22 protein-coding genes and 1 other RNA gene are annotated in these 26,372 nt (G+C 37.9%); 17 read left to right on the top strand and 6 right to left on the bottom strand.

Annotation, left to right across the window (positions count from 1 at the left end; genetic code table 11):
- Positions 1 to 44: 44 nt before the first annotated feature.
- From AC4E8C_RS15435 to AC4E8C_RS15400, 8 genes are all read left to right on the top strand, one after another.
- Positions 45 to 2,336 (top strand): DEAD/DEAH box helicase, encoded by a 2,292-nt coding sequence (locus AC4E8C_RS15435; RefSeq protein WP_490207544.1) that lies wholly within the window; start codon positions 45 to 47, stop codon positions 2,334 to 2,336.
- 2 nt (positions 2,337 to 2,338) lie between these two features.
- Positions 2,339 to 3,604: a ribonuclease H-like domain-containing protein gene (locus tag AC4E8C_RS15430; RefSeq protein ID WP_490207543.1), complete on the top strand. Its 1,266-nt coding sequence runs from the start codon at positions 2,339 to 2,341 to the stop codon at positions 3,602 to 3,604.
- A gap of 415 nt (positions 3,605 to 4,019) precedes the next feature.
- Positions 4,020 to 4,400 carry a CotD family spore coat protein gene (locus AC4E8C_RS15425; protein ID WP_490207542.1) on the top strand — a complete coding sequence of 127 codons (381 nt, stop codon included), beginning with the start codon at positions 4,020 to 4,022 and terminating at the stop codon, positions 4,398 to 4,400.
- A gap of 122 nt (positions 4,401 to 4,522) precedes the next feature.
- The gene (locus AC4E8C_RS15420; protein WP_490207541.1) at positions 4,523 to 5,083 is read left to right on the top strand and encodes an SLOG family protein; all 561 of its coding nucleotides are present in this window, start codon (positions 4,523 to 4,525) and stop codon (positions 5,081 to 5,083) included.
- Between the two features lie 125 nt (positions 5,084 to 5,208).
- Positions 5,209 to 5,511: a cell division regulator GpsB gene (gene gpsB, locus AC4E8C_RS15415; protein ID WP_490207540.1), complete on the top strand. Its 303-nt coding sequence runs from the start codon at positions 5,209 to 5,211 to the stop codon at positions 5,509 to 5,511.
- Between the two features lie 79 nt (positions 5,512 to 5,590).
- Positions 5,591 to 5,992: RNase P RNA component class B (rnpB, locus tag AC4E8C_RS15410), an RNA gene on the top strand.
- Positions 5,993 to 6,173: 181 nt separating this feature from the next.
- On the top strand, positions 6,174 to 7,319 hold the full coding sequence (locus AC4E8C_RS15405; RefSeq protein WP_490207539.1) for a THUMP domain-containing class I SAM-dependent RNA methyltransferase: 1,146 nt from the start codon (positions 6,174 to 6,176) through the stop codon (positions 7,317 to 7,319).
- A 64-nt stretch (positions 7,320 to 7,383) separates the two neighbouring features.
- Complete coding sequence (locus tag AC4E8C_RS15400; protein ID WP_490207538.1) at positions 7,384 to 9,315, top strand: ATP-dependent DNA helicase; 1,932 nt, start codon at positions 7,384 to 7,386, stop codon at positions 9,313 to 9,315.
- Positions 9,316 to 9,379: 64 nt separating this feature from the next.
- Here the strand turns inward: AC4E8C_RS15400 and AC4E8C_RS15395 are convergent, their stop codons facing one another.
- Positions 9,380 to 10,072, bottom strand: a complete 693-nt coding sequence (locus AC4E8C_RS15395) for a Crp/Fnr family transcriptional regulator (RefSeq protein WP_490207537.1) — start codon at positions 10,070 to 10,072, stop codon at positions 9,380 to 9,382.
- A 215-nt stretch (positions 10,073 to 10,287) separates the two neighbouring features.
- On the opposite strand from AC4E8C_RS15395, the gene AC4E8C_RS15390 reads away from it, so the two are divergent.
- The 3 genes from AC4E8C_RS15390 to AC4E8C_RS15380 all read left to right on the top strand — a co-directional run bounded on the left by AC4E8C_RS15390 (position 10,288) and on the right by AC4E8C_RS15380 (position 14,885).
- A complete protein-coding gene (locus AC4E8C_RS15390) occupies positions 10,288 to 12,654 on the top strand; it encodes a nitric-oxide reductase large subunit (RefSeq protein WP_490207536.1) in 2,367 nt (788 codons plus the stop codon).
- Between the two features lie 300 nt (positions 12,655 to 12,954).
- Entirely contained in the window at positions 12,955 to 13,188 is a 234-nt protein-coding gene (locus AC4E8C_RS15385) for a DUF2249 domain-containing protein (RefSeq protein WP_490207535.1), read from the top strand.
- Between the two features lie 194 nt (positions 13,189 to 13,382).
- Entirely contained in the window at positions 13,383 to 14,885 is a 1,503-nt protein-coding gene (locus AC4E8C_RS15380; RefSeq protein WP_490207534.1) for a carboxypeptidase M32, read from the top strand.
- Positions 14,886 to 14,966: 81 nt separating this feature from the next.
- Here the strand turns inward: AC4E8C_RS15380 and AC4E8C_RS15375 are convergent, their stop codons facing one another.
- The 3 genes from AC4E8C_RS15375 to AC4E8C_RS15365 are packed head-to-tail and all read right to left on the bottom strand — an operon-like array spanning position 14,967 to position 17,281.
- Complete coding sequence (locus AC4E8C_RS15375) at positions 14,967 to 16,634, bottom strand: b(o/a)3-type cytochrome-c oxidase subunit 1 (protein ID WP_490207533.1); 1,668 nt, start codon at positions 16,632 to 16,634, stop codon at positions 14,967 to 14,969.
- On the bottom strand, positions 16,634 to 17,110 hold the full coding sequence (locus AC4E8C_RS15370) for a cytochrome c oxidase subunit II (RefSeq protein ID WP_490207532.1): 477 nt from the start codon (positions 17,108 to 17,110) through the stop codon (positions 16,634 to 16,636). The genes AC4E8C_RS15375 and AC4E8C_RS15370 overlap by 1 nt, the downstream gene beginning before the upstream one ends.
- 21 nt (positions 17,111 to 17,131) lie before the next feature.
- Complete coding sequence (locus AC4E8C_RS15365) at positions 17,132 to 17,281, bottom strand: cytochrome c oxidase subunit 2A (RefSeq protein ID WP_490207531.1); 150 nt, start codon at positions 17,279 to 17,281, stop codon at positions 17,132 to 17,134.
- A gap of 663 nt (positions 17,282 to 17,944) precedes the next feature.
- Between AC4E8C_RS15365 and AC4E8C_RS15360 the strand changes: the two genes are divergently transcribed.
- The 4 genes from AC4E8C_RS15360 to AC4E8C_RS15345 all read left to right on the top strand — a co-directional run bounded on the left by AC4E8C_RS15360 (position 17,945) and on the right by AC4E8C_RS15345 (position 24,654).
- On the top strand, positions 17,945 to 19,033 hold the full coding sequence (locus tag AC4E8C_RS15360; protein WP_490207530.1) for a type III polyketide synthase: 1,089 nt from the start codon (positions 17,945 to 17,947) through the stop codon (positions 19,031 to 19,033).
- Positions 19,034 to 19,603 (top strand): isoprenylcysteine carboxyl methyltransferase family protein, encoded by a 570-nt coding sequence (locus AC4E8C_RS15355; RefSeq protein WP_490207529.1) that lies wholly within the window; start codon positions 19,034 to 19,036, stop codon positions 19,601 to 19,603.
- 342 nt (positions 19,604 to 19,945) lie between these two features.
- Positions 19,946 to 23,611 carry a dynamin family protein gene (locus AC4E8C_RS15350; RefSeq protein WP_490207528.1) on the top strand — a complete coding sequence of 1,222 codons (3,666 nt, stop codon included), beginning with the start codon at positions 19,946 to 19,948 and terminating at the stop codon, positions 23,609 to 23,611.
- A gap of 149 nt (positions 23,612 to 23,760) precedes the next feature.
- On the top strand, positions 23,761 to 24,654 hold the full coding sequence (locus tag AC4E8C_RS15345; RefSeq protein WP_490207527.1) for a 5'-3' exonuclease: 894 nt from the start codon (positions 23,761 to 23,763) through the stop codon (positions 24,652 to 24,654).
- A 46-nt stretch (positions 24,655 to 24,700) separates the two neighbouring features.
- Here the strand turns inward: AC4E8C_RS15345 and sspL are convergent, their stop codons facing one another.
- On the bottom strand, positions 24,701 to 24,841 hold the full coding sequence (gene sspL, locus AC4E8C_RS15340; RefSeq protein ID WP_490207526.1) for a small, acid-soluble spore protein L: 141 nt from the start codon (positions 24,839 to 24,841) through the stop codon (positions 24,701 to 24,703).
- Between the two features lie 86 nt (positions 24,842 to 24,927).
- Between sspL and AC4E8C_RS15335 the strand changes: the two genes are divergently transcribed.
- The gene (locus AC4E8C_RS15335; RefSeq protein WP_490207525.1) at positions 24,928 to 25,416 is read left to right on the top strand and encodes a divergent PAP2 family protein; all 489 of its coding nucleotides are present in this window, start codon (positions 24,928 to 24,930) and stop codon (positions 25,414 to 25,416) included.
- A 4-nt stretch (positions 25,417 to 25,420) separates the two neighbouring features.
- Positions 25,421 to 25,723 (top strand): DUF6123 family protein, encoded by a 303-nt coding sequence (locus AC4E8C_RS15330; RefSeq protein WP_490207524.1) that lies wholly within the window; start codon positions 25,421 to 25,423, stop codon positions 25,721 to 25,723.
- A gap of 82 nt (positions 25,724 to 25,805) precedes the next feature.
- On the opposite strand, the gene AC4E8C_RS15325 is transcribed toward AC4E8C_RS15330, so the two are convergent.
- Positions 25,806 to 26,204, bottom strand: coding sequence for a reverse transcriptase-like protein (locus tag AC4E8C_RS15325; protein WP_490207523.1), 399 nt, complete (start codon positions 26,202 to 26,204; stop codon positions 25,806 to 25,808).
- Positions 26,205 to 26,372: the final 168 nt, after the last annotated feature.

The raw sequence follows: 26,372 nt of genomic DNA, 5'->3' as shown, positions 1-26,372 counted from the left end.
ACGAACGTCTATTCGCTAAAATAAAGAATAATGAGGTGAGGGACATGAAGTTAAGAAAAAGCCTCCATGAAATATTGGAAGAGTTAAAAATAAATAGTCAATTTAAAGAAAATATTGTTACATGGCAGACGATTGAAGAAAAGCCTGCACGAACGGTTCCATTACCCGATGATTTGCATCCTGTTTTGAAGAAGTCGCTTAATAGGAAGGGAATTGAACAACTTTACACTCATCAGAAATCTGCTTATGAAGCGATTATGAAGGGACAAAGTGTGGTAGCGGTTACCCCGACGGCTTCAGGAAAAACACTTTGCTATAATTTACCTGTTCTTCAAACGATACTTGAAAACCCGAGTGCAAGGGCTCTTTATATGTTTCCAACAAAGGCATTGGCACAAGACCAAAAAAGTGAAATCAATGAAATAATCGACGCATCTGGTGCTGCTATTAACAGCTACACGTATGACGGTGATACACCAGCGAATATTAGGCAAAAAGTTAGAAAGGCTGGACATGTGGTAATTACGAATCCTGATATGCTTCACTCTGCGATTCTGCCACACCACACAAAATGGGTATCTTTGTTTGAAAATCTTAAATTTGTCGTGATTGATGAGCTGCATACCTACCGTGGTGTATTCGGAAGCCATGTAGCCAATGTTATTCGGAGATTAAAGCGAATTTGCCACTATTACGGCAGCAATCCAGTTTTTATTTGTACATCGGCAACGATAGCGAATCCGCTTGAACTTGCCGAGACACTTACGGAAGAGAAGATGGTTTTAATTGACAATAACGGTGCCCCTAGTGGGACTAAACATTTTATTTTCTACAACCCGCCGATTGTGAATAAGCCATTAAATATTAGGCGAAGTGCGACCCTTGAGGTACGCAGCCTTGCTGGTGAACTGTTGAAAAATAAAATTCAAACCATTGTTTTTGCCAGAAGCAGGGTAAGGGTTGAAATCATTCTAACCTATTTGCAAGAGCTAGTGAAGAATCAGCTGGGGCCAAAGTCCATTATGGGATATCGTGGAGGATACCTTCCAACAGAAAGACGAAAAATTGAAAAAGGACTTCGTTCAGGAGACATCTATGGCGTTGTCAGCACGAATGCACTTGAACTTGGTGTTGATATTGGGCAGCTCCAAGTTTGTATTATGACGGGCTATCCTGGAACTATTTCGAGTGCTTGGCAGCAGGCAGGGAGAGCAGGAAGGCGGCATGGCGAAGCACTGGTGATCATGGTAGCGAGTTCAAGTCCGCTGGATCAATATATTATCCAGAATCCAGATTACTTTTTTAATAAAAGTCCTGAGACAGCAAGAATTAATCCAGATAATCTCATTATTTTAATTGATCATATGAAATGTGCGGCATATGAGCTCCCATTTAAAGAAGGAGAGCAGTTTGGAGATGTTGGAACGGAGGAATTACTAGAATACTTAACTGAGGAGCGGGTGCTTTACCGGAATGGTGATAAATGGTTTTGGATGAATGATTCTTTCCCCGCTCATAACATTAGTTTACGATCTGCCTCACAAGAAAATGTGATTATTATTGATCAAACAGATGTGGCCAATGTAAAAGTAATTGGTGAAATGGATCGCTTTTCAGCGATGACACTTCTCCATGATGAAGCCATTTATTTACACCAAGGTGTACAATTCCAGGTCGAAAAGCTCGATTGGGATGAAAAAAAGGCTTTTGTTCGTGAAGTGGATGTTGATTATTACACAGATGCTAATTTAGCTGTTCAATTAAAAGTTTTGGAAGTAGATAAACTACAGTCGAGAGAGGAAGCAGAAGTTGGCTATGGAGATGTTAGTGTAAGGGCAATGGCAACCATTTTTAAAAAAATTAAATTTGAAACCCATGAAAATATTGGTTCAGGGCCTATCAACCTCCCAGAAGAGGAGCTTCATACGAATGCTGCTTGGGTTTCCTTAAATACACCATTGGCAGAAATGGGCCTGGAAAGGCTCGAGCAGGGATTAATCGGAGCTACGCACGGACTCAATCATATTGCTCCCTTATTTGTCATGGCAGACCCTCAAGATATTCATGTCATACCTCAAGTGAAGGCAGACCATAATGAAAAGCCCACAATTTTCTTTTATGATCGCTACCCTGGAGGAATTGGCTTAAGTGAAAAAATTCATTCCGGAATGTCAGAAGTATTACGAGAAACCTTAACAATGATTAATCGTTGTCAATGTCAGTCCGGCTGTCCATCGTGTATTGGAGCGGACACTGTTAGTGAAACAGCAAAAATAGATGCTATTCATATAATCGAGTCATTCTTACAACCTTTCCGAACTGACAAGGAAGTGTAGAAATGTCGTTAAAAAATAAATTGAATAGGTTAAAGCCTCATCTTTCAGTTGGAAATCAATCAGAAATCGTCAGTAACCATCCTCAATCAGTAGAAATTGAAGTGCCTTTCCAGGAAAAATGGAAGCAAGAAGGTGTACATCCTTATTTTTTTGATCAGGATTACTGTTTAATTAGGGAAGTGAGGTACCCGCTTTCACAGCAGCACGGCCATTATCGTTTTCAAGATTTCCTTACAGCTATTAATATTTGGAATCAACGGACATTCAACCATCCATTATCAGCTGAAGGTCACAGACCAGAAGAATTATTCTTTTTTGATACAGAAACAACTGGACTTGGCGGAGGCGTAGGAAATACCATCTTTTTACTTGGGTATGCCAGTGTGTCCGGGGACCAACTCATCTTAAGACAGCATATCCTGCCGCATCCGGGTGCGGAGATCCCTTTATATCAGAGCTTTTTAGAAAAAGTGAATTATCGAACACTCGTAACGTATAATGGGAAGTCATTTGATTGGCCGCAAGTAAAAACAAGACATACCTTGGTAAGAGACCATGTACCAAAGTTACCTTCGTTTGGACATTTTGATTTATTTCATGCAGCTAGAAGACTATGGAAACATAAATTAGACCGGATGAAATTATCTATAGTTGAAAAAGAGGTTCTGGGAGTAGAAAGAGTCGATGATATACCTGGATTTTTAGCACCCATGATTTATTTTGACTTTATTGAAACAAAACAGCCGGACGGAATGATTGGGATTCTTAAACACAATGAAATTGATATATTATCACTTGTTACCTTATATACCCATCTGACGTTTCAACTGTGCGGAAAAGATCTGAATCAATCAAGACCAGAATCCTATGAAGTGGGACGTTGGTTTGCCTCTTTGGGAGAAAAACAAGAAGCTGAAAAGGTATTGACAAAACTTACTAATGAAAGTGATTTAACCTCTTATCAGGCGAAATTAATCTTGGCTTATCAAGAAAAAAAAGACCATAATTGGGGAGCAGCCCTGAAATTGTTTTTGGATATAGTGGATTCTAATAATGAACAGATGGTGATCGAGGCGTGTGTAGAGCTTGCCAAACTGTATGAGCATAAATGCAAAGATTATACACTAGCCATGAAGTACTGCCAATTAGCGATTACCATACTAACAGAGGGTCTTAATATGGCTAAATTAAAAAAAGGGTATGAACTCGAACAACTGCTAAACAGGCAAATGCGATTGGAACGAAAATCGGCTAAAATCAGTAGTTAACAGCAGGTAAAATAAATCGTCATAAAATCGTAACAAATTAATACAGAAAATAAGCATTTCCATATTGTTTATCATAGTTGGAACAGGTAAAATGTAAAATTGGATTGAGAAAAAAACGACTATAAAACTTATGGAGCTGGTAGTATGTATAAAACGATTTTATTCTTATTTTTTATTGTCGTCTGTTTGACTGCCGTAGTATTTACAAGCTTAAAAGATAGCTTTTATTCGATGTTATAGAAATAGACAGATTACTAGAAAAATGGATTTAAAAGCTTAACCTTAAGGGGGAAGCGAAAGGTTCTGGTTTTTTAAAAAATTTCTATGACAAAAATAGGTATTTTCATTAGTACAAGAGTAACTCCCTTAACATAGGCTGTTAATGTAAACAGAATATTTGAGAGGAGATTATAATATGTATCTTGGAACAAATTTTATGCCGCCAGTCATTCATCCGACACAACAATTTGTGAACCATACGTTTTCTACGACGGTGGTACCACATATTCATCCAGTGCACACCACAACGGTAAATCACCACATGTATCAACATAAACATTATTGTCCGGAAACGGCATCATGTGCAGAAGAGTGCTGCAACCAGCACATCAACTGCTGTAACACATGTGCACCTGCTGCACCAGTAATGCCAGTGGCAAATGCACTGCCAAATGCACTGCCAAATGCACCAGGCTTTGGTGGAATGGGCGGTCCCGGCTTTGGCGGAGGCGCACCAGGTTTTGGACCAGGTGGCCCAGGCTTCGGACCTGGACCATATATGGGCCGTAGACGTTAATGGGAATGATTATTGCAAGGGCTTTTTAGCCCTTGTTTTTTATTATTGTTACTATATAGTATGCTGTTTAAATCAAAGTGTTTGTCCATTTAAAAAATTTTTTTCTATGGAGGGGAACAATTTTGAATAAAGTAATAGCTATATCCGGTTATAAGCCATTTGAACTGGGAATTTTTAAACATGACCACCCCTCAGTTATATACATAAAGACTGCATTGAAAAAGGCTATGCTGCGAATGATTGACCAAGGACTAGAGTGGGTTCTAATAAGCGGACAATTAGGAGCAGAACTTTGGGCAGCTGAAGTGGTCTTTGAAATACAAGTTGAGTATCCGGAGGTGAAGCTTGCGGTCATAACTCCATTTTTAGATCAAGAAGCGGCTTGGAATGACCAGAATAAAGAATGGTATGCCTCTGTTTTAGCACAAGCAGATTATGTGGATTCGGTAACAAGAAGAGGATATGAAAAACCTTGGCAGTTTCGATTGAAGAATCAATTCTTTATTGAAAAAAGTGATCAACTTCTATTGCTTTATGATCAAGAAAAGGAAGGAAGTCCACGATATTTATATGAAACAGCCTTGGAGTACCAAAAAGACCATCAGTACCCCATTGAGTTAATTACATTTTATGATTTACAAATGATTATTGAGGAAGAACAAATGAAACAATCTGATTTTTAAGGAATGTTTATGTACTTCCCCCATATAATGAAATGATTTAATGGGTAAGTAAAAGAAAAATTGACAAAAGGACTTATTTTTGAAAAAATAATAGTTAATGATTGGCTAAACTAGAGGTGATTTAGATGCTTGCTGATAAGGTAAAGTTAACAGCAAAGGATATTTTAGAAAAAGAGTTTAAAACTGGAGTTCGAGGGTATAAACAAGAAGATGTTGATAAATTTTTAGATTTGATTATTAAGGATTATGAAGCGTTCCATCAAGAAATTGATGATTTACAGCAAGAAAACATGAGACTGCGTAAACAACTTGAAGATTCGTCAAAAAGGCAGCCGGTAGCACAACCTGCTGGAACAACTAATTTTGATATTTTAAAGCGTTTATCGAATCTTGAAAAACATGTTTTTGGAAATAAATTGTACGATTGATAAAAATTACCGTATTTTCCTAATAAAAACCATTGAATTAACAACAGGAAATACATATAATAAGAAAGTATCATTAATGACGTTCGGGTAATCGCTGCGAGGAGCTTTTTTGCAAATCGCAGAGGAAAGTCCATGCTCGCACGAGCTGAGATGCTCGTAGTGTTCGTGCCTAGTGAATAAATAAGCTAGGGCAGCTGAGTCTAGCATTCGGCTGACGGCCGGGAAAATACCTAAGTCCTTTATGGATATGGTATGAATACCTATAAAAGTGCCACAGTGACGTAGCCGATCCAGAAATGGAAAGGGTGGAACGGGTAAACCCCACGAGCGAGAAACCCAAATAATGGTAGGGGCACTTTCTCTGAGGAATTGAACGAGGAGAAGGACAGATTCCATTGTGAATCTGTAGATAGATGATTACCACCTAAGTACGAGACGAAAGTCGCTTGCAGTACTATGGTACAGAACATGGCTTACAGAACGTTATTAATGGGATTGTATGCTGGATATAACGGCTCTCCTAATATGGGGAGCCTTTTTATTGTCGATAAGCTGCATTCGTTACCTGATTTTTGTCAATAATGAAAGCAAACAAATAGTATTGGTTAGAGAGTACATATAGATGTAAACATACATATGAAATTTTATTTAAGGGTGAAGATATGGGACAATTTCAATTAATTGCAACTGCTGCAATGGGGCTTGAAGCCTTAGTTGCTAAAGAAGTACGGTCGCTTGGATATGAATGTGAAGTTGAAAATGGGAAAGTTATGTACACTGGTGATGAAACGGCAATTGCCCGCAGTAATCTATGGCTGCGTACCGCTGATCGTATAAAGATTAAGGTTGGCGATTTTAAGACGTATACATTTGATGAATTATTTGAGAAAACAAAGGCGCTGCCGTGGGAAAAGTTCTTGCCAGAAGATGCAGAATTTCCTGTTATCGGTAAGTCGGTAAAATCCAAACTATTTAGCGTTTCCGATTGTCAAGCAATTGTGAAAAAGGCTGTTGTAGAAAGGTTGAAAAAACATTATAAACGGAGTACCTGGTTTGAGGAAAGTGGGGCACTTTACCGGATTGAGGTTGCTTTGTTAAAGGACGTTGCTACCATTACCATTGATGCCAGCGGCCAAGGGCTCCATAAACGCGGCTACCGGATTGATCAAGGTGAGGCACCATTAAAAGAAACTTTAGCAGCATCGCTTGTCATGTTAACAAATTGGCATCCTGACCGCCCGTTTATTGATCCTTTTTGTGGTTCAGGTACCATTCCGATTGAAGCAGCTATGATAGGGCAAAATATTGCACCTGGTTTTAATCGAGAATTTGTTTCAGAATCTTGGAATTGGCTTCCTAAAAAGGTATGGGATGATGCCCGGATGGAAGCAGAGGACTTGGCAAAATATGATCAGCCGATTGATATAACAGGTTCTGATATTGACCATCGAATGGTGAAAATAGCACAGGAAAATGCCTTTGAGGCAGGTTTTGGTGATTTGATCCATTTTAAACAAATGCAAGTTAGCGATATTTCAACTAGTAAGGAATATGGTGTAATGGTTGGTAATCCTCCATATGGTGAGAGATTAGGGGATAAAAAGGCCGTTGAACATATGTATAAAGAAATGGGTCAGGCTTTTAGTAAGTTGGATACATGGTCTATTTATATCTTAACTTCTAATGAAAATTTTGAGCAGCTATACGGAAAGCCAGCAACGAAGAAAAGAAAATTGTTTAATGGCTTTATCCGAACAGACTTATATCAATATTGGGGTAAGAAACCCCCGCGTCCAAATGGTGAATGATAAAATAGACTAATATAACAAGCGTCGTGCATTTTTGATGCTTGTTGTTTGTGGAGGGGATTACATGCAGAACCGGATGCCGTTTGAAATTTCCAAAACTGAATCCTTTTATGAGAAATTAAGTGAATGGATTGGGGATGTCTTTTACGATATCTTGCCAGATGCTGGCTTTGAGCTAAGGGATGAACAAATTTATATGGCTTTTCAATTGGAAAATGCCTTTAAAGATAAAAAGGTAATGTTTGCAGAGGCAGGAGTAGGCACTGGGAAAACTATCGTCTATTTGCTATATGCGGTCATGTACGCTAGATATACGAATCGGCCCGCTGTAATTGCCTGTGCAGATGAAACGTTAATTGAGCAGCTTGTCAAAAAAGAAGGCGATATTGCTAAGCTGGAGAAGATTCTTGAGTTGAATATTGATGTGCGGTTAGCGAAATCACGGGATCAATATCTCTGTTTAAAAAAGCTGGACCAGGTACGGAATAATAATTTTTCAGACGAGATTTCAGATGTCTATGTTAATCTGCCTGATTTCGTCCATTCTGTGGGGTCAATGCAGACGTTTGAAAGGTACGGAGACAGACGTGATTTTCCAAATTTGTCCGATGAAGTATGGAATGATGTCAATTGGGATCAGCTTCAAGATTGTTTCTCCTGTGAGAAACGTCATCGTTGCGGGTTGACATTGCATCGAGAATTTTATCGTCATGCTACTGACATTATCATCTGTTCCCATGATTTCTATATGGAGCATATTTGGACGAAGGAATCACGTAAGCGAGAAGGACAGCTGCCATTGTTACCTGAGCATTCTTCCGTTGTTTTTGATGAGGGACATTTGCTGGAATATGCAGCCCAAAAAGCATTAAGCTATCGCTTTACTGACTATACATTAGATACCTTGTTGACAAGGTTAATGGAAAATGAAGTAAGGGAAAAGACGTTATATACGATTGAAGAGGCACTATTGGATAATGAGACATTTTTTGATAGTATTTCACAATTCTCCTCACAATCGCTAGGTTCTGATAAACAAATCATTACCAAGCACCCTTTAGTAATGAAATCATGCCGCAAATTATTAGCAACCCTTCAAGCGTTAGAGGAAGAACTCGTTTTTGAAAGTGAATTGTATGTAATTAATGAGTATGATTTAAAAATTGTGGAGGAGTATTTAGAGCAAATCACTTATTCTTTATCTCTTTTTCTTCAAGAATTAAATGGGATCACTTGGTTTGAAGAAAAGGGCGGGGAGCGGACGCTAGTCATCATGCCTAAAATGGTAGAAGAGGTGATGCGTGAAGAGGTTTTCTCTCAGAAAAAACCGTTTATTTTTTCTTCTGCAACCCTGTCCAATCAAAAGTCATTTGACTATATGGCGGGGAGTCTTGGTGTTCAGGAATATCTATCTTTTTCCGTAGCTTCACCGTTTGCCTATGATGAAAAGATGGAAGTGTACCTCCCGCATTTTCCAAAAGAAAGCATGCATGAAAAAACCAACTACCTTGTAAAAATGATAAACAAATCAGAGGGCCGGGCCTTAATTCTGCTAAATAATAAGGTAGAACTGTCCTATCTTAAAAAACACCTGCCAGAAGAAGTTACCTACCCGATTTACTTTGAAGGAGACGAAGAAATCAGCACACTTGTTTCAAAATTTCAAAATGATGAGCATGCGGTTCTTTGTTCTATCCATCTATGGGAAGGCCTTGATATCCCTGGCCGATCACTTGAAAATGTCTTAATCTTTTCGTTACCATTTCCGCCTAATGATCCGGTCTTTACTGCTAAACGGAATGGGGTTAACCAACCATTCTTAGAAGTAGATTTACCGTATATGCTTCTTCGTCTTCGGCAAGGAGTCGGGCGTTTAATTAGGAGTGAGCAAGACCAGGGAACGGTTCATATATTGATAGAAGATGATATCAATCCAAGGGTATTGCAAGAGATAAAGGCAGTATTGCCCACCAAACCAACTGACAGTGAAAATTAAAAAATTTTAAGCGGAGGGGCCCATGGCTCCCCCGCTTTTTTGTGGATGGCGAATAGAAATAGGTTTAATAGAATAATTCCTGTTGTAGTGCCTCTCGGTCGATAAGATAAAAACCATCCTCGTCTTGAATTATATAATCCTTCCTTTTCACTTGATTAATCGTTCTGCTTACCGTTTCTCGAGATGTTCCAATCATATTGGCTAATTCTCGATTGGTAAATTGGGTGGTCAATTTATACCGATCTCCGGCCTTTTCACCGTTAGATTTACAAAGTCTTATCAGAAGTAAAATAATTTGTTCAAAGGTGTTATGGAGCACTTGTGCTTCCAATCTTCCTTGAAGGTCGACAATTTTTTCACCCAACACTTTAAAGAGCTTTATGCTGAGTTCAGGATAGGCAATTAAGACTTCTTCAAATTTAACAATGGGAATGATCACTAAATGAGCATCTTCCATAACCTCCGCATGGGCAGGAAAATTGCCGTTCCTGAAAAAACCGGCATGCGGGAACATTTCTCCTGGTTCAAGGACTGAGATTAATTGTTCTTTACCAGTTTGATCGGTTTTATAAATTTTGATTTTACCACTGTGTATAAAGAAAACTCGGTCAAGAGGGTCATCCTGCATAAAAACATACATTTTATGTTTATAAAAACGTGTTTGAGCTACTTTTACGATTGAATCCAGTTCTTCTGCAGATAATTCCCTAAATATAGGAACCTCAGATAATCTTTTTATAATATCCTCACGTTTCATTTTCCATCATCCTTATATTATTAACTCGATTTATTTACATTGTAGCAGTGATTCCTTACTTGTTATGTGACCCCCGTCATAGGAGCATTCCTTTTTGAAAATAATTCTCAGTAGTGTGTGAAATATCACACCTGCTAGATGAGGTCCTTCACTTTGTGAACGAGAAGTGACAGTTACAATACAAATGTGACGAAATAGGAAAGGATGAATCTGGAATGGAAATACAGCGGGGAACAACCACTAATAAAGTGGTAAAAGTAAAGAAAAATGGATTGTTGAAATCTGTTTTGATGATAACGATTCTACTAAGCTTCACTGTTTTACTAGTTGGAGGTTATTGGATATTTAAGGAACAGGCACCGAGACCTATAAAGGTTACAAACGAAAAGGGTGATGTTCTCTTTACAAAAGAATCTATTATGGGTGGTCAAGCCGTTTTTCAAAAGTATGGTTTAATGGATTATGGAACAGTATTAGGGCACGGTTCTTACATGGGTCCTGATTATACGGCTGAGTCTCTAAAGATTTATACAGAAGGAATGCAGGATTTAAAAGCAAATGAAAAGTATGGTAAGGATTTTGCGGACTTAAATAGTGATGAAAAATCAGTGATTAAAAATAATGTCATTAAAGAAATGCGAAAAAACCGCTATGATAGCGGGAAGGATACAATGGAGTTAACAAACGCACAAGTATTCGGACTGGAAAAAGTTAGAGCGCATTATAAGGAAGTGTTTACAAAGGGTGATGGATGGGGATTAAAGGCAAATCTTATTAAAGATAGTGATATGCCAAAAACAAATCGCGCTTATGTTGCCAAGGGTGATCAAATAACCCAAATTTCAGATTTCTTCTTCTGGACGGCATGGTTATCCAGTACTGTCCGTCAAGGTGATGAAATAACCTATACAAATAACTGGCCATACTACGAGGATGCAGGAAACCAATTATCGTTCTCTGCTGTTTGGTGGAGCGGTGCAAGTATTACTATATTCGTGTTAATGGTGGGAGTCATCCTCTTTGTATTCTATCGATATCAATTTGGAATGAAGGAAGCCTATAAAAAGGGTCAGTTTCCACGGATTGATTTACACAAAATGCCTGTAACAAGTTCACAAGTAAAAAGTGGCAAGTATTTTGTCATTGTTTCAGCCTTATTCTTTATCCAATGTATGCTGGGCGCCTTACTAGCCCACTATTACATCGAACCGGATAGTTTTTTTGGAATAAAGTGGATACATGATATCCTTCCTTTCAATATTACGAAGGGTTACCATCTACAATTAGCTATTTTCTGGATTGCGACTGCCTGGTTAGGAATGGGGATCTATATTGCTCCACTCGTGGGTGGTTACGAGCCGAAGAAACAGGGTTTATTAGTTGATATCTTATTCTGGGCATTAGTGGTCCTCGTTGCCGGCAGTATGGCGGGTGAATGGCTGGGGGCAAACGGTTATTTAGGAAACAATTGGTTCCTGCTTGGTCACAATGGCTGGGAATATATTGAGCTTGGCCGTATATGGCAGTTGATTCTGATAGCAGGTATGCTAATTTGGCTGTTTATCGTTTATAGAGGCATTCGTGCAGGTCTTAAAAGAGAAACTGACAAAGGTGGTTTAATCCATCTATTATTCTACTCAGCTATTGCAGTTCCTGCCTTTTACATTTTTGCCTTATTTATTAACCCAGGTACGAGTTTTACATTCGCTGATTATTGGCGCTGGTGGATTATCCATTTATGGGTAGAAGGGATCTTTGAAGTATTTGCAGTAGTTGTCATTGGCTTCTTAATGGTTCAGCTTGGGCTCGTTACAAAGAAATCTACGGTTAGACAATTGTATTTCCAATTAATCTTGCTGCTAGGCAGTGGTGTAATCGGAATTGGTCACCACTATTACTATAATGGCTCTGCCGAAGTGTGGTTAGCACTTGGAGCTGTGTTCTCAGCGTTAGAAGTTATCCCATTAACCTTGTTAATCCTTGAGGCATATGAACAGTACAAAATGATGCGCGAGGGCGGGGTTGATTTTCCTTACAAAGGAACTTTCTGGTTCTTAATTTCCGTCGCCATCTGGAATTTAGTTGGTGCAGGTGTCCTTGGCTTCTTAATTAACTTACCTGCTGTAAGCTATTTTGAACATGGACAATTCTTAACACCAGCTCATGGTCATGGTTCGATGATGGGTGTATATGGTATGTTCGCTTGTGCCGTCTTGCTTTACTCTCTAAGAAATATAGTAAAACCAGAGGCATGGAATGATAAATGGCTAAAATTCAGCTGTATTATGTTAAATGTTGGACTTGCAGGAATGGTCTTCTTATCATTACTTCCTGTTGGTATCATTCAAATGAAAGAAGCATTTAATCACGGGTATGCCGCCTCACGCTCAGCATCCTTCCTCCAAAAGGATCTTGTGCAAACATTATTAACTTGGCGCGCGGTGCCTGACACCATTTTCCTTATTGGGGTTGTGGTATTGTTAGTATTCTGTATTAAAGCACTCTTCAATTTGCGTAAGCCAACACATAAAGAGGGAGAAAGACTTCCCGTAAAAGACTTGGCATTCGACGAGAAGGAATAATAGAAAAGGGAAATCCGTACAGCTTAACTGTGCGGATTTTCTTTTTCTTTTGAACTATTTTCATAACATTCAAAGCAATAAAGATTATTATTGCTTTGAATGCCATTAAAAAAGCCATCCAAGCAAAAAACTTCCTTTTGGCACTTCGTACATGATCCAATTAGTTCCTTCATCTTGATTTCCCCCGTTTTAATAATGTATTAATAAAATCATGTTAGCAGTGTGATACGATGCACTATGTTTCTGTAAATGATTTCTTATAATAAATGAGAAGTTAACAAATTTAATGGAGTGATAATAATGCAAACTTACGTAAAAGTTATTCATGTTCCAGATTACCCACCGCGTGAAAAGCATCCTACAATCTTTAATAATTTTGATGAATTAGCTTCTGGTTCGGCTATGATGATTGTGAATGACCATGATCCAAAGCCTCTTTTATACCAGTTTATGATGGAACGAACTGAACAGTTTTCTTGGGAATATCTTGAGGAAGGGCCAGAAATATGGAAAGTTGCCATTAGCAAAAACTAACTTTAAATAAAGCTAGATTGCCCTACACATTTTACAAAAAAAACGTTAAGAATAACTTATTTCATAACCTTATATAATTCATTAATGACAACAGAAATTTCCTTCTGTTGTTTTTTTATGTTTTTGCTTGGCTCAAATACCAACTTCTGGAGAATTGTATGATAAAATTTAATCAGATAAGAGGGGGAATTGCAATGAATAGTGAACAATTGGAAAAAGAATTTTTGGAATATGTAAAAAAAATTTCGGCTTATAATGAAGCACTTGGACTAATTTATTGGGATCTGAGAACTGGAGCCCCAAAACAAGGGGTAAAACAACGGTCAGAAGTGATTGGAATGTTATCTTCCGAAGTATTTAAAATGTCCACATCCGAAGAGATGGCTGCATACATAGCAAATTTATCTAATCACGCACTGTCACCTAAAACTGATAAAATTTTAAAAGAATGTAAAAAGGAATACGGAAGAAACAAAAAAATCCCAGCAGAAGAATACAAAGAGTTTGTTATCCTTCAATCAAACGCAGAAAGTATCTGGGAGGAAGCGAAAGAAACCGCTAATTTTGCCTTATTTAGTCCATACTTAGAAAAATTAGTAGCGATGACAAAAAAGTTTATCAACTACTGGGGGTATGAAGAAAATAAATATGATGTTTTATTGGATATGTACGAACCAGGTATAACGGTGAAAATTCTCGATCAAGTTTTTAGTGATTTGAGGGATAAAATTGTTCCGTTGGTCAAACAGGTTACAGAATCACATAATAAGCCGAATACAGATTTTCTATTTAAAGAATTTCCGAAAGAACATCAACGCGAATTTAGTTTAAAAGTGTTAGACAAAATGGGCTTTAACTTTAATGCAGGGAGACTGGACGAGACAGTTCACCCGTTTGCTACCGGGTTGAATCCTGGCGATGTTCGTGTTACTACTAATTATAATGAAAACGACTTTCGTACAGCTGTTTTTGGGACTATTCATGAGGGCGGTCATGCCTTGTATGAACAAAATATCTCAAAGGACTTAATAGGAACACCTCTTTGCACAGGAACTTCCATGGGAATTCATGAATCGCAATCCTTGTTTTATGAAAATATCCTAGGACGCAGTTATTCATTTTGGAAAGGTAACTTTGAATTATTAAAAGAATATGCAAATGGTCAGTTTGACAATATTGATTTGGAAGATTACTATCGTGCTATAAATGAGTCTAAGCCGTCGTTAATTAGAATTGAAGCCGATGAATTAACCTACCCGCTCCATGTGATGATTCGTTATGAAATTGAAAAAGGGTTATTTAATGATGAAATCGAAGTGAAGGACTTACCGAAGATTTGGAACGACAAGTATGAAGAATACTTAGGCATACGTCCTGAGAATGACGCAGAAGGTGTTTTGCAGGATGTCCATTGGGCAGGAGGCAGCTTTGGATACTTCCCTTCCTATGCCTTAGGGTACATGTACGCTGCTCAGTTTAAGGATAAAATGCTAAAGGATTTACCTCAGTTCAATCAATTAGTCGAAGCAGGGGAGCTTCTCCCCATTAAAGAATGGTTGACTAAAAATATTCATCAATATGGGAAAATGAAACTTCCGTTAGAAATTTTACAGGATGTTAGCGGGGAGGGCTTAAATCCAAACTACTTAATTGATTATCTATATGATAAATATAGAGAAATTTATCGGTTAAAATAACAAGGTCTTTCTAAAAATATGCAGAAAAAAGGGCTCAATCATAGAGGATTGAGCCCTTTTTTACGACTTTATCGGTTATTGCTACCATTTACTCCAAGTTTGGAATCCTTTTGAACCTGGAGGTGCATTTTGAATAATGTCGATAAATGGTATCGTGTAGGCGAAAAGAATGAGAACGGCAGTAATACCAAGCCATAATTTCCAGTTTTCAAATACCATCGGTGCTTTTTCTTCCATATTTTCTGCTTCAGCCACTGGAAACTCTTCCTCCCCCTTAGGAGCAAAGAAGGCAAGATTGATAAAGATAATTAAAACTAGGATAATACCAAGAAATAAAATCGAACCGCCTACTGCTTGGGCAATCTGATAAGGAATCCACTCAGCTGCTTGCTTTGCCCCGCCATATGTGGAAAAAGCTGAACGACGTGGGCCGCCAAGTAACCCTTGAATGTGCATGGCACCAGACATAAATACCATGCCGACAAACCAAACCCATGCTTGGATAATACCTAATTTATTCATTGCTTTTGTTAATTTACGTCCCGTTAAATGAGGGACAAGCCAATAAGAAATTCCAAAGAATGTTAGTACTACAGATGTTGCAGCCGTTAAATGGAAGTGGCCAGTTACCCAAATAGTGTTATGAACTACTTGGTCCATTTGGTTTGATGCATTAATGATCCCTCCTGCGCCCGCAGGAATAAAGGAGGCCATTCCAATAAATGGTACAGTAAATCGAGCGTCATTCCAAGGTAATACTTTAAACCATCCAAAAAGACCAGTTGCTCCCTTAGACCGGCCATAACGCTCAAATGTGGCAAATAGCGAGAAGGCTGTCATTAAGGATGGGATTATAACCATGAAAGTTAAAATTACTTGGAAAAATTTCCATGCTGGGTCAATTCCAGGTTCTGTTAATTGGTGATGAAAACCAACGGGAATTGAGAAAAGCAAGAACAAAATAAACGACAAGCGTGCTAATGAATCTGAAAAAATTTTCCCGCCAATAATTTTTGGGATTATAGCATACCAACACATATAGGCAGGAAGTAGCCAGAAGTATACTAATGGGTGTCCAAAATACCAGAACAAGGTCCGGCTGACTAAAACATCAACAGTGTCTACTAATCCAAGTGACCATGGAAGGAGCTGGAATAAAACCGTTGAAGCCACACCTAAAGTAGCCACAATCCAAAGGACGGTATTTATGACTGCCATGAAGCTCAATAAAGGACTTGGTTTCCCAGGATTGTTCTTGCGCCATCTTGCATACGTCATAATTTGTGCAGCACCATCTACCCAGCTTCCAACAACTACGAAAGTTAACCCTAGGTAAAATATCCAGTGGGCTTTTAGTGGAGCATAAAAGGTATAAAGAACAGATGCTTCCTTAAGTAAAACCATGGTAGCGGCCATCAGAGTTCCAATTAACATTACCCAAAAGCCGATCCAGCCAGTGCGTCTGGCAGCGTTTGAATGACCGCCCGTTGTTCTGCTTACTGCAGCATATTGAAAACCCATAATAAAGAAAGTTGTTAGAACAAGACCCATTAAAACGCCATGGACTGTTAGAATTTGATAATAATCAATTCCCCAAGGAAGTTCCCATTTACCAGATCGAACTAGAGTTTGTAAAAGACCCATTAATCCGCCAAGTGCAAGAGCAGAAAAGGCAACAAAAAAATGTGCCATGGAAAGCTTCGCGTCGCGAGGATCTACTTTTACTTTTACAGCTGCACCGTTACCCATTATTTAACCACCTCAATCTTAGCGCTCATTAAATGATGTCCAGCACCACAATATTCATTACATACAATTAAATACTCGCCTGCTTTGTCAAAAGTTGTGGTATATTCGCTGACATATCCAGGCTCAAGCATCATATTAATATTAGTTCCAGCCATTTCGAACCCGTGAATAACATCTTTTGTAGTGGCAATGACTTTCACTTTGGCACCAAGCGGAACTTCAACTTGGGCAGGATTATAGGAAAAAGCGGATGCTACAAAAACTAATTCATAATCCCATTCTTTTCCCTCCACCTTATGTAAACCTGGTTTATCAAATGGCTTGGTTTGATCCACTTTTTCTGGATTAATCGTTGTTAAACAGCTTGGCGGTTTATTGCCAAGATAAAAGGCACTCACACCTATTACTGTCAAAAAAATGACTAAACAGCTAATACCAAAGGTCAGCCATATTTTTTCTAATTTATGCATATGCATGATAAATCCCCCCTTTATTCATTAAAAACGGTCTACGAATAGGTAGTAAACACCCACCCAGGTGACGATGATAAATGCTCCCAAAAGGAAAACGGATGCTAATGTCCCCTTGAGAGAAGAACTGTCTTCTACTTCTGTTTTTTGGTTAGTTTTTATTTCGGCTTTCGCCATCCCCAAGCCCCCCTTTAGAAATTTAATCAAAAATTAAATGAGTTCTCTTTCATAATACAAAACAATTGCGAAAGTAAAATATGAAATTTCGAAGTTCACAAATTGTTCATTCCTTAGGTATCTACTATGTTAATGATAAAAACTTGATACAACAGTGATTTATATCACAATTAACAGGGGGTAAATGTGAATAAAATGTGAACCATCACAATGTACCTGTGATGAATGTAATTGAATAAAGATTTTAATCCCACAAGCCCCTTACATTCACACTCTCAGAAATTGAAAATAAAATTATAATAGATACCTTAACTTGGTTGGAAGTGAGTGGTTACTTTGGAGAAATATTATTGTGAACAGTGCCGGCTTCTCTATAATGAAGTGGAATATTGTAAAGTTTGTGGATTACTTGCAACAAACAAAATTAAGATCGAAGTGCAAAAACAATCTGAAAAACCATGAGTAATGAAATTGGAAAAGATTGCGTAATGAAGTAATGGCAAATCCGTTATATAATTTAAATGCACAGCAACAACCTTCAAAACGTTTGCTTCCCAATCAAGGGAAGCTTTTTTTATCTACTTAAAGACTAATAAAATCTCCTCGAATAATTTCCAATCTACTGGTAAAAATAACCTTACACACATGGAAGGAGAAATGAGGATGCCTGCCATTATTTCCGTTTCGGAGGTTATTCCCCCTTATGAAATTACACAAGACCAAGCCTCGGAGTTCGCACGAGAGTTATTCGCAGATTCATTTAAGGACATCGAAAGACTTCTAAAGGCCTTTCAAAACGGGCAAATTGAAAAAAGGCATTTTGTCAAAGATATCACTTGGTTTCATGAAGAGCATAACTTTGAAGAGAAGAACAATGCCTATATTGAATCTGCTGTAGCACTGGGCAAAGAAGCTATCGTAGAATGCTTACATAATTCAAGATTTTTGAAAAAGTCAATTCCTTTTGAAGAGATTGACGCATTTATTTTTGTGTCCACTACTGGTATCTCGACCCCTAGTATTGATGCACGAATCATGAACGAATTGTCTTTTAATCCACATACCAAACGAATGCCTTTATGGGGGCTTGGCTGTGCTGGCGGTGCCGCAGGATTATCAAAGGCTTTTGAGTATTGCTTGGCCTTTCCAAGTGCCAAAGTTGTGGTGCTTTCCGTGGAACTATGCAGCTTAACATTTCAGAAAAACGATCTATCAAAGAGTAATTTAATAGGAACATCCCTGTTTGCTGATGGAATTGCGTGCGCCCTGGTTTGCGGTGATCAAGCTCAGGCAGAAGAATACAGTAACAAGTCAACAATGCCTACCATTATGGCAACACAATCCACACTCATGCCGAATTCCTTAGATGTAATGGGGTGGGAACTAAGAAATTCAGGATTGTTTGTGATTTTCTCCCGTGATATTCCGCATATTATTGAACAGTGGTTAAGGCCAAATGTTAGGGGCTTTTTAGCAGAGCAACAGGTGGAGTGGGAACAAATCAATTACTTTATTGCTCATCCTGGTGGTAAAAAAGTATTGGATGCCTATGTACATTCATTAGAAATTCCTCCTTCCATGAATGAAATATCGCTTGAGGTTTTAAAGCAATTTGGAAATATGTCGTCAGCGACCATATTCTATGTGTTAAAACGATTTATGGAAAAGGATATTCCCAAAGGCGCCTTTGGCTTAGCGACGGCACTTGGTCCAGGATTTAGCTCAGAATTACTCCTGTTGAGGTGGCAATAAATGAATGATTTTTTTTCATTTCTGTTATTCTTTTATTTTCTTGTCTTGCAGCGAATTGCGGAGATTTTTATTGCAAGGCGCAATGAAAAATGGCTGAGGAAGCAGGGAGCGATGGAATTTGGGAAGAGACATTATAAATTCATCGTGATGCTGCATGTGTTGTTTTTTGTAGGGTTATTAGCCGAAAAGGTTTTTCTTCAACGAACATTATCCCCTGTATGGCCGATTATTCTTGGACTATTTGTCTTTGCTCAAATTCTGAGGGTCTGGACCATTTCTTCACTTGGAATGTTTTGGAACACCAAAATACTGGTTATTGAGAATGCAGCGGTTGTCAGAAAGGGACCATACCGTTTTCTAAAGCATCCGAATTATTTTATTGTTGCGTTCGAACTGGTTGTGGTACCTTTGCTGTTTAACGCCTTTTACACAGCCTTACTCTTTACATTTTTAAATGTCATAATGATGATGATTCGAATCCCTGAGGAAGAAAAGGCCCTTCGAGGTTTAACGGAGTATGAAGGGGAATTTGAGGACTGCAATCGGTTCATTCCAAGAATTGTTAAATAAGTGTGAACAGTTCATCATGGGTTATTGAAAACAATTATCAGTTATGCTAGAATGTTTTTAAAGATGAAAATCATTCTCAAGTTGACAGTCGGATAAGGAAGGTGTTACATATGGCTTTTGCTTTTGTTGGCGGAACGGTTATAATTTATGCATTTGTCATGAAACACGTCTTAAAAAATATTACACAATAATAAATAGTTACTAAGGGCGCCAAGGAGAAATCCTTGGCTTTTTGTTGTTTTACTAAAAAAAGTTTTTAGGGGGGTGAATGTCATAATAGGAAAAGTTCGAATTATCGTATAAAATAAAAAATATAACTATGTTGTTAAGGGGAAAAAGTAAATGCTGCAAACAGCCAATCAAAAAGAAACGACTCAAACACTTAAAAAGAAAATAGCTTCCATATATCAATATTTACTTGATCATCAGGATTTCATACAGGCAGCAAAAGTAAAACAACTTGCGAGAAAATTAGAGAATCGTGAATTTCTCATTGCCTTCTGCGGTCATTTCTCTGCAGGGAAATCAACGATGATTAATCAGGTGGTTGGAGAAAATTTATTGCCCTCGAGCCCAATTCCAACTAGTGCAAACTTGGTAAAAGTTAAATCTGGTGAGGATTATGCAAAGGTATTTTTTAAAAACGAGAAACCTAGGCTTTATTTGGCCCCTTATGATTTTGACTTGGTCAAAAATTATTGTAAAGATGGGGACTTGATTGAAGAATTAGAGATTAGCCATAGTGACTCCCACCTGCCATCCAATACAGTCATAATGGATACTCCAGGAATTGACTCTGCTGATGATGCCCACCGAGTGGCAACAGAATCTGCGATCCATCTTGCTGATCTCATATTTTATGTAATGGATTATAATCATGTCCAAGCAGAATTAAACTTTTTATTCACGAAGGAATTAACAGAGGCAGGAAAAGAAATCTATCTGGTCATTAATCAAATAGATAAACACAATAATGAGGAATTGAGTTTTACTGACTTTCAAAAAAGTGTAGTTGATTCTTTTGCATCCTGGGGAGTAAAACCGGAAAGAATTTTTTATACGTCATTGAAGCAAAAAGATCATCCCTTTAATGAATTTAAACCACTTCAGGAGTTTATTGCTGAGAAATTAGCCAAAAGAGAGCAAATGTTAGATATATCTATTTTTCATTCACTAAGAAAAATTGCCCGAAATCATTTAAATCATGCTGCAAAAGTGGAGGAAGAAGAGCTTGCGCCAGTATTTGAAATAGTAAACGAATTAACTGATCAAGAAAAGCATGATTTACAAACAAACTATGAAAAGCTGAGATCAAAGCTGGGAATTTTAAATGAAGGCAGTGGGACGAAGGAAAAAGAATTTAATCTTGAAGTGTCTGGGATCATGAGTAATGCCTACCTGATGCCATTTGAAACAAGAGAATTAGCCGAGCGTTATTTAGAGAGTTGTCAGCCAGAATTTAAAGTGGGATTACTGTTTGCTAAGCAAAAAACAGTAGAAGAGAAGAATAAGCGATTAGAGAGTTTTTATCAGGATCTTCTTGCAAAAACAAAATCACAGCTGGAGTGGCATTTACGTGAGTTTTTACTCCGCTGTTTAAAAGAGACAGAACTTGATCAAGGAGAACTCCAGCGTATAGCGCAATCCTACTCCATTCCGGTTCCGGTAGATATAGTAATAAAAACGGTGAAAACGGGAGCACGTGTTACTGGAGATTACGTCCTTCATTATACAGAGGACGTCGCTAATGAGATTAAAAAAGTGGCAAGAAATCGTTTGGAAGAGTTTAAAATAAACTTCTTTGAAGCAGTAAATAAGCAGGCAGTGTTACTAATGGAACAATATGATAAGGAATTTGGCCATTTGGAGAGGTATATCCAGGCATTGGAACAGTATAAGCAGCATGAACAGGATGTTCTATTACGAGAAAAAGAAGTAGAAGTATTACTTTCACAAGATGAAAACCTTCAGGAAGATGTGTTTCGGCTATTTACTCAGGATGAGGAAGAATATGAAGTGGTGAATTCCAAAGGGGAAACCAGCAAGAAGACCATAGAAAACCCCGAAAGGCGAGTTGAATCGCCAATCGTGATGGAGCATGCTAAAAATTTAAATCAACAAGCAGGTACTCACCTAAAAATGATTACGGAAAAACTAAAATCAGCTTCGTGGCAAATTAAAGACTTACCTGGTTTTCAAAAATTGTCGATCGAGTTAATGGAGAAAGCTGATCGATTAAACAATAAAGGCTTTACAGTTGCATTATTTGGAGCATTTAGTGCCGGTAAATCCTCATTTGCAAATGCACTAATGGGCGAAAAGGTCTTACCCGTCTCACCAAACCCAACGACTGCAGCGATTAATAAAATCAAGCCAGTAACCGCCCAACACCCCCATGGAACGGTCTTAGTAAAGTTTAAAGAGGGAACCACCATGCTGGAGGATGTAAATCGCTCTTTAAAGTTTTTCGATTTACATGCTCATGATTTTGAAGAGGCTGCAAAATTAATTAATCAGATTTTGCTTGAAAAAGGGCAGGATGGTGTATTAGAGAAAACACATTATGCCTTTTTACAAGCATTTAAAAAGGGCTATACCTCTTTGCTCCCATTACTAAGCACTGTTCTAGAAACCGATATAACAGACTTTCATGAATTTGTCGCAAAGGAAGAAAAATCCTGCTATGTCGAATGGATTGAGCTTTACTATGATTGTGATTTAACTCGGAAGGGCATTACGCTTGTGGATACACCTGGAGCAGATTCCATTAATGCCCGCCATACCGGTGTAGCCTTTGATTACATTAAAAATTCAGATGCGATACTGTTTGTCACCTATTACAATCATGCCTTTTCAAAGGCGGACCGTGAATTTTTAATCCAGCTGGGGCGTGTGAAGGAATCGTTCCAAATGGATAAAATGTTCTTCATTATTAATGCCATCGATCTAGCAGAAGATGAAGAAGAAAAAAATTCAGTTGCTCAATATGTGGGGGAGCAGCTAATAAAGTATGGAATCAGAAAACCACATCTTTATTCCTTATCAAGCCTCCTTGCTTTAAAAGAAAAAACAAATCATGAAGGGGAACTTGCTTCTGGGATGGGCAGGTTTGAACAGGCATTTTATCAGTTTATTGACAATGATTTAACAGAGATGGCCATTTCTTCAGCTGAAAAGGAATTGTCTCGTGTTCATGAATTGTTGAAAACCCTGATAGACAATTCAAGAGCGGACAGCAATGTAAAAGAGCAAAAACGACTTGCACTTGAAAAGCAAAAGGCATTAATCAATACCTTATTTGATAAGCAAACAGCAGATCCCTTGAATAACCGTTTGTTCCAAGAAGCGGAAGAATTAGTTTATTACATTAAACAAAGGGTCTTCTTGCGCTTTAATGATTTCTTTAAAGAAGCATTTAACCCATCAGCCTTAAGGGATGACGGCCGAAACTTGAAAAAGGCACTTCAAACGGCGCTTGATGAATTACTAGACAGTATTGGCTATGATTTTGCACAGGAAATGCGGGCTACCACGATAAGATTAGACCGATTTATTGAAAAACTGTTGACTGATTATCAATCAGCACTTACACGAAATTTGCTCGATATCAATCGGGAGCTGTCTTTTTCAGCATTTGAAAAAGTAGAAAGTCCAGAAATTGACTTTCCAATCGCGTTTCGTGATGTGAATCAGAAAGTCTTTACTAAGGCTATGTCCTTTTTTAAGAATCCGAAGTCCTTTTTTGAAAAAAATGAAAAGAAATTTATGAGTGATGAACTGTATCAAAATTTACATTCCCTTGCAGATTCCTATTTAAAGCATGAAACAGCACGTTTAAATGATCATTATACAATGTTATTAACAGATGAATTCAAGCGGTTAAACATGCAAATGAAGGAACAGGCAGAGGATCTTTATGTAAGCCTGCTAACGGCCTTAGATGGAGGAGTGTCGATTGAGCGTTTAGTCGAGATAGAATTAGCACTAAAAGAAGCGAGGTCTAAATAAGAGAGGTTTGCCTGAAGCATACACTTTCTTTGGTACTATCGTATTCATACTTTATTGGGAAAATAAAGTGACTAATTTTAAAGGTCAGCTTATGTTATAATGGAAGACGTGCTGTTTTTTATAAAACGACAATAGGGGGACCTTAGAAATTGGAAAATCAAAAACCTTCACTTATGCTTGTTGATGGAATGGCACTGTTATTCCGTGCTTTTTATGCCACGGCTGTATCAGGCCAATTTATGATAAATTCAAAAGGGATTCCGACTAATGGAATCCATGGTTTCATTAAACATTTATTCACTGCTGTATCTTCTTTTAAACCAACCCACCTTGCAGTTTGTTGGGATATGGGCAGTAAGACATTTCGAACGGAGTTATTTGCCGATTATAAAGGAAATCGTGGGGAAGCCCCGATTGAGTTGATTCCCCAATTTGATTTAGTAAAAGAAGTAGTAGAATCCTTTGATATTCCTAATATAGGATTACTTGGTTATGAAGCGGATGATTGTATTGGGACAATTGCTCAGCAAATGAAGGATTCTGCCCATGTGTCCATCTTAACAGGTGACCAAGATATCCTGCAGCTGCTGGATGAAAGTATTTCTGTTATTTTATTGAAAAAAGGCTATGGAAATTACCTTGTTCATACCCCACAAACATTTTTTGCGGAAAAAGGGATTACGCCGCGTCAGATGATTGATCTAAAAGCATTAATGGGTGACCCTAGTGATAATTACCCAGGTGTTAAGGGAATCGGTGAAAAAACAGCCTTAAAGCTGTTACAGGAATTTGAACATGTTGAAGGCATTATTTCAAATCTTGATCGCTTATCAAAATCCAATAAAACGAAAATCGAGCAGGACTTGGAGATGCTTCATTTGTCAAGACTGCTTGCCGAGATCAAATGTGATGTTCCCGTTAGCTGTGACCTTGAACTAGCAGGGCTTCGTATTCCAAAAGAAAAAGCCTTAAATAAATTACAGGAAATAGAGCTTCGCGGTATTCAGAGGCTGCTTCCTTTTGATGAAGCGGTTATTTCCTAACAATGCACAAGGGTGTTCCAAACATTTTGGGACACCCTTTTCATATTTAGATTTTAGTATTACTTTTCTTGGCTCTGTTTTCCAATTTGCTTTTTGGTTCTTCCGCCAACTCAGCATCTTGTCCATATCCCTGTGGATTAACGCCGGGAGCTTTTACCCCACGACTTGCATTTCCTTTTTTAGTCATTCAAGACTCACCTCCCACTTTTTGTAGTATTTCCACTAGGAATAATAAAACACCACTTTCTTAACAATAATGGTAGAGGTGATAGGATGAACAAAGGTGTTTATTTAGCGCTTTTTAGTATTGGGTTAGCCCAAGGTGTGAAAATTCCCATTCATTATTTAAAAAAGAAAGAATGGAGACCGGAATTGTTTTTTGGTACAGGAGGCATGCCAAGTTCCCATTCAGCTGGTGTGTCGACCCTCACTACTTATATTGCCTTACAAAGGGGATTACCGACTTTTGACTTTGCTCTTTCCCTCGTTTATGGGTTAATTGTCATGTACGATGCTCAAGGGGTTCGCCGCCAAACAGGTGAACTTACTCTAAAAGTAAACTCAATGAATGATTTAATTGAAAAAATCCATAAAGATGAAAGTGTTGAATTTAAACAAGAAGCACCTAAACTTAAGGAAATGTTAGGCCATCAGCCAGAGGAAGTGGTAGGTGGGGCTGTGTTAGGTGTATTGGTTGGTGTGATTGGTCATCTCTGTACAAAAAAAGATAGAAAATTGTCGAAATTTAAGTTAAGATTTTAAAGGAATGGTAAGACTTTGGGAGAGGGTTGGACAAGAAGTGGGGACAATTGAGGATTATATAAACTTCTTAGAAGCAAAAGGTTTTCAATTTCAAGATGATGCAGTAGGCTTTATTTATTTCGGAAAACACTCGACGAATGCTGCGGATGAATTAATTAATACGGCAATCGAACTGACATTAAAAGCACAAAAGAAATTCGATGGCAGTTTTTATGTATCATTACTAGAAACTTTCATGGAAAATAAAATTCAGACAAGAAAAGATGCCATAAAACTTGCAAAAGATAAAGAGTTACTTGTGATTTAGATGTTAATAAAAGCTCCCTTCTCGACGAAGGGAGCTTTTTAAACCTTCATTATTATCGTCTCAGAATGTTGTATTAGGTTCCTCATTTTTGATTTTTTTGAATCGCCAATCTTGCCAGTTCATCTGCCACTTTGTTTTCAGCACTAGGAATCCATTTCATAAAAAATAACTCAATTTCTTTCGCTAGTATTAAGGCCTCTTCAAGAAGTGGAGCATAGAGCTTATTTTTTACGAACTCCTTTTCCATCGCCTTATTCACTAATTCTGAATCTGTTCGAAAAGAAACAATTGAAAGCTGATATCCATTATCTATACATATTTTCAATGCTTGAATAAATGCATGGAATTCCGCTTCGTGGTTTGACATGTTTCCTAATGGTATTGAATATTTTTCGGTAGATCCGTTAGCTTTAATAAAGATTCCAGCGCCGCTTGGTCCAGGGTTTCCAGCACTCGCCCCATCAATATACACTTCAATCAAGCTAATTCCTCCATGTATTTAATAAAGAAAGTTTAGCATATTTTAGTGCGGGAATGCAGGAAATATATTTACCACTGTCCAAATAGGTATAATAAAATATAGATTAATTTTTTCCTAAATGAATAAGCTAGTTGGTAAGACGAGAAAATCATTATTGAGAGGCTGAAA

The organism is Neobacillus sp. SRL179 (genome assembly GCF_984799095.1).
This window is presented reverse-complemented; position numbering and strand designations above follow the sequence as displayed.